General features: G+C 75.7%; 6 protein-coding genes and 1 pseudogene. 1 reads left to right on the top strand and 6 read right to left on the bottom strand.

All coding sequences use genetic code 11. The annotated features are described in order from the left end of the window. Positions 1 to 61: 61 nt before the first annotated feature. The 6 genes and pseudogenes from purU to FOE67_RS09515 form a co-directional block, all read right to left on the bottom strand. Positions 62 to 958, bottom strand: coding sequence for a formyltetrahydrofolate deformylase (purU, locus tag FOE67_RS09540; RefSeq protein ID WP_182662519.1), 897 nt, complete (start codon positions 956 to 958; stop codon positions 62 to 64). Positions 959 to 1,067: 109 nt separating this feature from the next. Continuing rightward, positions 1,068 to 1,514, bottom strand: a complete 447-nt coding sequence (locus tag FOE67_RS09535; RefSeq protein WP_182662521.1) for an SCO4402 family protein — start codon at positions 1,512 to 1,514, stop codon at positions 1,068 to 1,070. A gap of 137 nt (positions 1,515 to 1,651) precedes the next feature. Then, positions 1,652 to 2,689, bottom strand: coding sequence for a hypothetical protein (locus tag FOE67_RS09530; protein ID WP_182662518.1), 1,038 nt, complete (start codon positions 2,687 to 2,689; stop codon positions 1,652 to 1,654). Between the two features lie 687 nt (positions 2,690 to 3,376). Next, positions 3,377 to 4,804, bottom strand: a complete 1,428-nt coding sequence (locus FOE67_RS09525) for an NsdA family TPR-like regulatory protein (protein ID WP_182662516.1) — start codon at positions 4,802 to 4,804, stop codon at positions 3,377 to 3,379. A gap of 739 nt (positions 4,805 to 5,543) precedes the next feature. Then, positions 5,544 to 6,401 (bottom strand): annotated as a pseudogene (locus tag FOE67_RS09520) (alpha/beta fold hydrolase); the annotation flags it as partial. Between the two features lie 605 nt (positions 6,402 to 7,006). Continuing rightward, positions 7,007 to 7,702, bottom strand: a complete 696-nt coding sequence (locus FOE67_RS09515) for an iron-dependent transcriptional repressor DtxR (protein WP_182662512.1) — start codon at positions 7,700 to 7,702, stop codon at positions 7,007 to 7,009. A 186-nt stretch (positions 7,703 to 7,888) separates the two neighbouring features. Here FOE67_RS09515 and FOE67_RS09510 point away from each other — a divergent pair. Further along, a partial coding sequence (locus FOE67_RS09510; protein WP_182662510.1) for a sugar isomerase domain-containing protein occupies positions 7,889 to 8,550 on the top strand: 662 nt, incomplete at its 3' end.

Genomic DNA, 8,550 nt, shown 5'->3' with positions numbered 1-8,550 from the left:
CCCCGCGCCCTCCCCGACCGCCCCGGCCCATCCCGGGGGCGGCACGGGAGGCCCCGGGGCATCAGGAGAAGACGACGGTGCGGTGCCCGTTGAGCAGGACCCGACGCTCGCTGTGCCACTTCACGGCCCGCGCCAGCGCCTGGCACTCCACGTCGCGCCCCACCGCCACCAACTGCTCGGGGCTCAGGTCGTGACCGACCCGCTCCACCTCCTGCTCGATGATCGGCCCCTCGTCCAACTCGGCCGTCACGTAGTGGGCGGTGGCCCCGATCAGCTTCACGCCCCGGGCATGGGCCTGGTGGTAGGGCTTGGCGCCCTTGAAACTCGGCAGGAAGGAATGGTGGATGTTGATGATCCGCCCGTTCAGCCGCTTGCAGAGGTCATCGGAGAGCACCTGCATGTAGCGGGCCAGGACGACCAGCTCGACGTTCTCCTCCTCCACGATCCCCAGCAGCCGGGCCTCCGCCTCCGCCTTCGTGCCGGAGGTGACCGGAATGTGGTGGAAGGGCAGGTTGTAGGAGGCGACCAGCTCGGCGAAGTCGGTGTGGTTGGAGACCACCGCGGCGATCTCCACCGGCAGCGCGCCGATCCGGGTGCGGAAGAGCAGGTCGTTCAGGCAGTGACCGAACCTGCTGACCATCAGCACGACCCGCATCCGCCGGTCCGCCGGGTGCAGTTGCCAGTCCATCCGGAAGGAGTCGCCGATCGCGGCGAAGCTCGCCCGCAGCTTCGCCGGGGTCGTGGTGTCCTCGGCGGAGAAATGGACCCGCATGAAGAACAGGCCGGTGTCCCGGTCCTTGAACTGCTGGCTGTCCTCGATGTTGCACCCGGTCATGAACAGGTAGCTCGCCACGGCGTGCACGATGCCCGGTCGGTCCGGGCACGAGAGGGTGAGGAGGTACTGCTCGGCCGGCTCCTGGTCCCGCTCGTCGCGGGAGGCGGTCGTGGAGGGAGTCATGCGCCCCAGCCTGGCACATCACCCCGGCCGGCCGGTGCCGGTGCCCGACCCGTGAACCGATCGGCGGACCCCCTCCCGGGCCCTCCGGCTCCCGCGCGGGCCGGACCCCTCACGGTCCGCTGACGGCTGCGGCCACCTCGGCCAGGGAGCGGGGCGGGGTGTCGGGGTCCTCCCCGTCGTTGGTCGCCAGGCGCACGTGGGCCTCCCGGGCCGCCCGCACCGCCTCCGGCCAATCGGGGTGGTCGAGGTAGGCGCCGGGCGGTGCGTCCGGTCCCACCCGGTGCATGATCCGCAACACCCGCAGGACGGCCGCGTCCACCAGGGCCGCCTCCTCCGCGTCGCGGAAGATCGTGCCCACGTACTTGTCGGCGGACCAGTTGTCCAGCCAGGTGTCCTCCACCAGGCGGTAGACCGCGTCGGTGACGTCCCCGTACCCCGGCACGCCGGCGGCCCAGCGCTCCCGCTGGAAGACCGGGTCGGAGAGCATGTGCAGCCCGGAGCGCACGTGCGCGCGCCAGCGCCACCAGGGCATGTCGTTGTTCGGCATGCCGTCCATGGTGGGCGAACGACGGGCTCGACGGGAAGAGCTTTCGGAAGCCTGCACGCAGCAGATGGTACGTTCCGTCCCGATCCGGTCCCCCGGCGCCCCGGGCCGGCCGCTCGCGGCCCGCCCGCCGGGGCCGCAGGGGCCGCCTACAGGTCGCCGGCGGAGCGCTCGGGCAGGCCGTGCTCCCGGGCGATCGGGTTCCACAGTTCGGCGGCCCGTTCCTTGGCCGCGGTCGCCTCCGCCCCGGCCCGCTCGGCCTCCGCGGTGTTGTCGGTGCGACGGGTCTCCCCGCGCCGGCACATCCGCCGCCGGTCCTCGCGCACCTCCAGGGCCCAGTCGGCGTACCGGTCGTCGGCGTCGGCCGACGCCTCCCACGCCTCGGTGAGTGCCCGGGACAGCTCACGGTGCTCCGGCAGGCCGTCCAGGGACATCCCGTGCAGGCGCATGACCTGCGAGGTGCGCTCCCCGGCCGCCCCGCGCAGGGTCTCGGCGGCCTCCTTCAGCTTCTTGCACTCCTCGATGCGACCCACCGCCGCGACCACCGCCTCCCGACTGCCGACGCTCTCACCGAGCAGCTCGGAGAGCGCCTCCGCCCGGGCCGCGACGGCCGCCGGATCGTGCTCCGGTTCCGGCTCCGGCTCGGGCTCCTCCTCGGCGCCGCCCGCCGGGTCGGGTCCGTCGACGAACGGGGCGGGGTCGGCCCCGTCGAGCTCCGAGGACGCGCCGTCACCGGCCGCGGCGCTGTCCCCGCCGCCGAACACCGCGCCCGCGGTCAGGCCGGCGACCGCGCAGCCGGCGATGACCACCACGGCCAGGGCCCGGGTGGACAGGCCGGAGCCGAAGGGGCCCTCGCGGCGGGCGGCCCGACGCGCGGCGGCCCGGCCCCCGGGAGCCGGGGCGGGAAGCGCGGCCCGCCGGGCCGCGGCCCGCTTGCCGGCCACGGGCCCCGGAAGGGAGCGGGAAACGGGGCCGGCCGGGATCGGGGGGAGCACCCGGGTGGCACCGGCGTCACCGAACGGGTCCTCCCCGCCCGGGGATCCCCCGGCGGGATCGCGGACCGGCTCGATCCATCGCGTCGCGTCGTCGGGAGCGGCGGACACCGGCGGAATGTACTGGGTCGCGTCCCCGTCACCGGAGGACACCGGCGGAATGTACTGCGTCGCGTCCCCATCACCGGAAGGCACCGGCGGAATGTACCGCGTCGCGTCCCCGTCACCGGAAGGCACCGACGGGATGTACTGCGTCGCATCCCCATCACCGGCGGACACCGGCGGAATGTACTGCGTCGCATCCCCGTCACCGGGGGTCCGCGGGCCGGTGGAGTGCCCCGTGCCCGGGAAGTCCGGAAGATCGGGGAAGGGGTGGGGCGACCACGGGCCCGCCCCGGCGGCGGGGTCCGCACCCCCGGAGGTCGGGACCGGGTCGGTGCCGTAGGGCGGGGCCTCCCCGTAGGACACCCGGGTTCCGTACGGGGGTGTCGGGGATATCGGGGGGCCCTGGGATATCGGCCCGCCGGGTTCCTCGGCCCACCCGCGGCCGGCGCCGGGGCCGGGAATCGGCGGCGGACCGGCCGGCATCGGCGGCGGTGCGGCGGGCATCGGCGGTACGGGGGCCCCGACCCCGGGGGCGGGCGGATAGCCGTATCCGCCGCCGGACCACGGCTCGGCGGAGCCCCGTGGGGGCGGTCCGCCACCGGGCGCGGGGTGCGGTGCGTCCTCACGTCCGTGGTCGCTGCTCAACGGCCGGCTCCTCGTGACCTGTCCCACCGCCGGTCCGCGAGTCCGCGGCCGGCACGCCCGGGTGGGCGCCGGACCACGGTACCCGTTCGGAACCGTGGTCCGTCCCCTTGCCCGGACGTCCCGGGAGCGGGATCACACCGCCACGGGTCGGGCGCCGGCGCCGCGCCAGCGCTCGGTGAATTCCGTGACGGCCGTGTGCCCCTGATGCGGCGCCAGACGGGTGAGGAAGTCACCGAAGTACTCCGCGCCGCGCCGGGACCGCACGCCCTCCAGCAGTTCCCCGGCCTCGCCGGCGGTGCGGCACGCCTCCTCGACCTCACCCTCCTGGAGCCGTCCGGTGGCCAGCAGCAACAGCCCGATGGCCCGTCGGCGGGTGCGACCCTCCGGCAGCTCCGCCAGCGCCTCCCGGGCCCGTTCCCCGGCGGGGCCGCCCTGTCCGAGGTCGCGGTGGCAGTGGGCCAGTTCGTCGGCGAGGTAGGCGCGGTCGAAGTGGGTGATCCACTCCGGGTCGTCGCCGGTGGACGGATCGGCGCGGTCCATGGCCGACACCGCCGCCGAGGCGGCACGCCGGCAGCTCTCGCGGTCCCCCAACTGGGCGTGGCCGCGTGCCTCGGCGGCCAGGTACAGGGCCTCCGCGCGGGGCCCGACCCGGCCCCGGGTGCCCTCGCCGGCGGCCCGCGCGAGCTGCACCACCTCCCGGGGGTTGCCGAGTTGGGCGGCCAGGTGGCTCATCCCGGCGGCCAGGACGTAGCCGCCGAAGCCCCGGTCCCCCGCCGCCTGGGAGAGCCGCAGTGCCTGGATGTAGTACCGCTGGGCCAGCCCGGGCAGGCCGGTGTCCACCGCCATGTAGCCGGCGAGTTCGGTGAGGCGGGCGGCGGCGGCGAACAGCTCGCGCCCGACCTCCTCGCGGTAGGAGCCCGAGAGCAGGCCGGCGACGACCGTCCCCAGGTAGTGGACGACCAGGGGACGCACGTGGCCCGCCCCCCACCGCCGGTCCAGCTCCACCAGCGCGGCGGCGGTGGCCCGCACGGCCTCCACGTCGGCGGTGCCCACGCGCGACCCGCCGGTGCGGACGACCCGCTCGTCGACGGGGGTGATCAGCCAGTCGCGGGAGGGTTCGACCAGGGCGGAGGGGGTGGCGCCGGCCGCCGCCGGGACGCGCCCCGCGTCGAGTCCGGCGGGCTCGCGCCGGCCCCCGTCGGTGCGCCACAACTCGGCCGCCTGCTCCACCGAGTCGGCGAGGTCGGGGGCGAACCGCAGACCGACCGAGGAGGCGGTTCGGCGGGCACCGCCCATGCCGATCTCCTCCGGTGTGACGGGCCGGCCGAGCTTCGCGCCGAGGGCCTCGGCGATGACCTCGGGCGCGCGTCCGCGCGGTTGCTGACCGCGGATCCAGCGGGCGACGGACGTCTTGTCGTAGCGGAAGTCCAGCCCGCGTTCGGCCGCCCGCACGTTGACCCGGCGGGCCAGGCCGGCGTTGGAGCACCCGGCCTCCCGGATCAGGGCCACCAGTCGCTCGTTCGGCTGCCGGGCGGGCGGTACTCCCGGTCCATCGATCATCTGTCACTCCTCGCGGTGCGCGTACCGGCGCCCCGGTGGCGCCCCTGGTGATGGATTCCCGGCCGGCCCCGGGGGCCATGCCTGCGCACCGCCCGATGCGACCGTGCGCCCCGACTGCGCGTGACAGCCCGGGGGCGCGCCGTAACCCCTTCGGCGCAAGGGGGAGGTGGGGATCCGGGGCACCCCGGCGCTCGTCGGAACGACCGCGCGCGTTCCCCGGGGCTCCCCGACGCCGGCGTGGCCCGGACCCCGGGGCCTCCCGGTAAGGGGTGTCGCACTTTTCCCGCCGGGTCGGCCGGTGGGAGGGACGACGGATGTATCGGCCCGTTCGTGCGCCCGCCCCGGCTGCGATGCGCCGGGCGCGCGCCCTTTGCACGTGCGCCGCGGGAGGGGCCCCTCGCGGGTGTCCCGGAGCCCACCGACGGGGTCCGCGGCGGGAACGGGAGAGTGGGGACGGGCCGTTCCCCACCCGGCCCGGGGGCATGTGCGCCCCGGCGCGCCACGCGCCGCCGGGGCGGGGGCACCACGACCGGACGGGCGGCGGGGCCGTGGGTCAGGAGCCGGAGCCGGAACCGCGGCGGGTGCCGTGCGTGCCCGCCCGCCGCCCGGACCGGTGCGCGCCGGCCGGCGCGGGCACCTCCGGTGCGGAGCCGGCCTCCCGGACGGGTCGGTCGGGGGAGTCGCCCTCCGCGGACGCCGCCCCGTCCTCCTCCCCCGGGGCCGCCGGGTCCCGGGGTTCCTCCCGCAGGACCTCGGCGAGGAAGCCGTCCACCACCTCCTGCCAGGCGTCCGGTCGTTCGAGGTGGGCGAGGTGGCCGGCGTCGGGGATGTCGGCGTACCGGCCGCGCGCCAGCACCCGGACCATCTCCTGCGCCTCGGCCCGTCCCAACTCCCCGTCCACGCCGCGCACCACCAGGGTCGGACAGCGGACCCGGCCGAGTTCGTCCCAGTGCGCGTCGTGGATCCATCCCTCACGGGCCATCAGCATCTGCCGACGGGAGAACACCGGCCGCCAGCCGTCCGCCCGTTCGACCATCATCTCGGCGTAGTAGTCGCCCCGGGTGGGTGAGGGACGTTCCAGGCGCGGGTCCTGTTCGGCGAACCAGCGCCGTGCCGCGGCCGGGCTGCCGAAGGGCAGCGGCCAGGAGGCGTACCACTCCTCCCACTCGCGCTGGGCCCGCTCACCGAGCGCGGAGGCCCGCATGTCGCAGATCACCAGGGCGCGCACCAGGTCGGGGCGGCGGGCGGCCAGTTGCCAGGCGGTCAGGGCTCCCATGGCGTGACCGATGAGGATCACCGGCGCGAGGTCGAGACGGTGGATCACCGCCTCCAGGTCGTCGACGAAGACGTCCCGGTCGTAGGGGCCGGCCGCGGGCTTCTCGCTGAGGCCGTGGCCGCGCTGGTCGAGGCCCAGGACCCGGAAGCGGTCCTCCAGACGGCGGGCCGCGCCGGACCAGTGGGTGGCCCGCCCCATGAGGCCGTGGAGCATGAGCACCGCGGGACGCGGGGCATCACCGGGTCGCTCCGCCCGTTCCGAGAACTCCCGGACCACCAGCCGCAGCCCGTCCCGGCCGGCCACCTCGATCCGCCGTGCCATGCGCCTCACCTCCTCGCCTCCCGACGCCGCCGGAGACCCCGGCGTGCCGGTCCCGTCCCGTGGGTGTCCCGGCCGGCGGGGCGTCGGTGCCCCCGGGATGGGAGAGGTCCCGCGCCCCCTGCGCCCGGGGCCCGTACGCGCCGTCGCCCTGCGCGTTCCTCTCCCCTCGGCGTCCTCGCCGACTCTCGTTCCCGTTCGACCGTTCGGTTCACTCATGCGGGCCACTCATTCGGGTCGACCTGTCGATTTGACCATGCCTCGGGTGTCGGGCGCATCGTTACCGGCCGGTGAATCGGGGCGTGTGCCCTCTCCCGCCCCGGGGGGCACCGGCGTCCCGCGCGACGAACAACCCCAGGATATCGAAAGTTTGTTCGAACGGGGGAGGGTGGGCGGTCACCCGCGCGGCACCCGGAACGGGAACGCGCGTGTGCCGGTGGCCCCGATCCGTCGGATCGGGGCCACCGGCACACGCGCGACCGGCCGGCGAGGACGCCGAAACCGGGGGGACATCGGGAAGACAGAGACGGCAGACGGCAGACGGGGAGGAGAGTACGGGGGAGGCGCACAGGGGTGACCCGGGGGTGTGCCGCTGGCCTCCCCGCGCCCTACGACGCCTTGGCCACGAAGACGTGCATCGCGACCGAGGCGTCCAGCTCGGCGGCCTCACCACCGCTGCCCACCTGCACACCGCCGCCCGCCGAGCCGGTGACGCTCACCGACGCACCCGGCCGCACGCCCGCCCGCCGCAGGGTGTTCATCACCTGCGCGTCGGTCTGGATGGGCTCGCCGATCCGACGCACCACCACCGTCTTGCCGTCCGTACCGCGCACCTCGGTGAGAGGCAGCATGCCCTCCTCCAGGAAGGGCTCGGTGACGGCCTCCTCGCCCAGCTCCGCCAGCGCCGGGATGGGGTTGCCGTAGGGCGACTCGGTGGGGTGGTTGAGCAGCTCCAGGACCCGGCGCTCCACCGCCTCGCTCATCACGTGCTCCCAGCGGCAGGCCTCCGCGTGCACGTGCTCCCACTCCAGGCCGATGACGTCCACCAGCAGGCACTCCGCCAGCCGGTGCTTGCGCATGACGCGCTCGGCCAGCCGGCGCCCCTCGGCGGTCAGCTCCAGCCGGCGGTCCCCGGCGACGGTCAGCAGGCCGTCGCGCTCCATCCGCGCCACGGTCTGGCTGACGGTCGGCCCGCTCTGCTCCAGCCGCTCGGCGATACGGGCCCGCATCGGCACCACGCCTTCTTCCTCCAGCTCCAGAACGGTGCGGAGGTACATCTCGGTCGTGTCGATGAGTCCGGACATGAGTGCCCCTAGGTATGTGTCGCGGTGGCCCTGGGCTCAATTCTGACGCATCCCACCGACATCCGGGCCCTCCGGCACCGACCGAAACCCGGCGTGCCCTTGACAGGTCGTGACCGACCGCACCACGGTGACGCACGGCGCCCCGCCGCCTCCCGTCCGTCGATCTCCCCGGGGGTACCACCAGCGATGACCCGTCCCAGCGGCACCGGAACCGGACCCGGCTCCCTCCCCACCGCCCCGGAACCGGACGCCGGCGCGTCCGGCGCCCCGGGGCCGGCCCCGGGCACCGGGGACCACGCCGAGCGCTACCTGGCCGCCGCCGAGGCCCTGGTGCGCCGCCTGCGGGAGCGCGAACTCGACGCGATCCGCCGGGCGGGCGTCGCGCTCGCCGACACCGTGGCCGCCGGGGGCCGGATCCTGGCCTGGGGGGCGGGCCACTCCTCGCTGCCCGCCCAGGACCTCGTCTACCGGGCGGGCGGCCTGGCCGTGGTCAACCTCCTCAACGTCCCCGGCACCACCGGCGTGGACGTCATGCCCGCCCACCTGGGCAGCGCCCTGGAACGGGTCACCGGCCTGGCGACGGCGGCCCTGGACGCCTCCCCCGCCCGGGCCGGGGACCTGCTGATCGTCATCTCGCTCTCCGGGCGCAACGTCCTGCCGATCGAGATGGCGCGGCACGCCCGCTCGCTCGGTCTCACCGTCCTCGGCGTGACCTCCGGGGCGTACGCCGAGCGGACCACCTCCCGCGACCCCTCCGGCACCTTCCTGCGCGACCACTGCGACCTGGTGCTGGACAGCGGCATCGGCATCGGCGACACCGAACTGACCGACCCCCGGATCCCCGCCCC

Origin of the sequence: Streptomyces calidiresistens (assembly GCF_014141525.1) — a bacterium.
GTDB classification, from domain to species: Bacteria; Actinomycetota; Actinomycetes; order Streptomycetales; family Streptomycetaceae; genus Streptomyces; species Streptomyces calidiresistens.
This window is presented reverse-complemented; position numbering and strand designations above follow the sequence as displayed.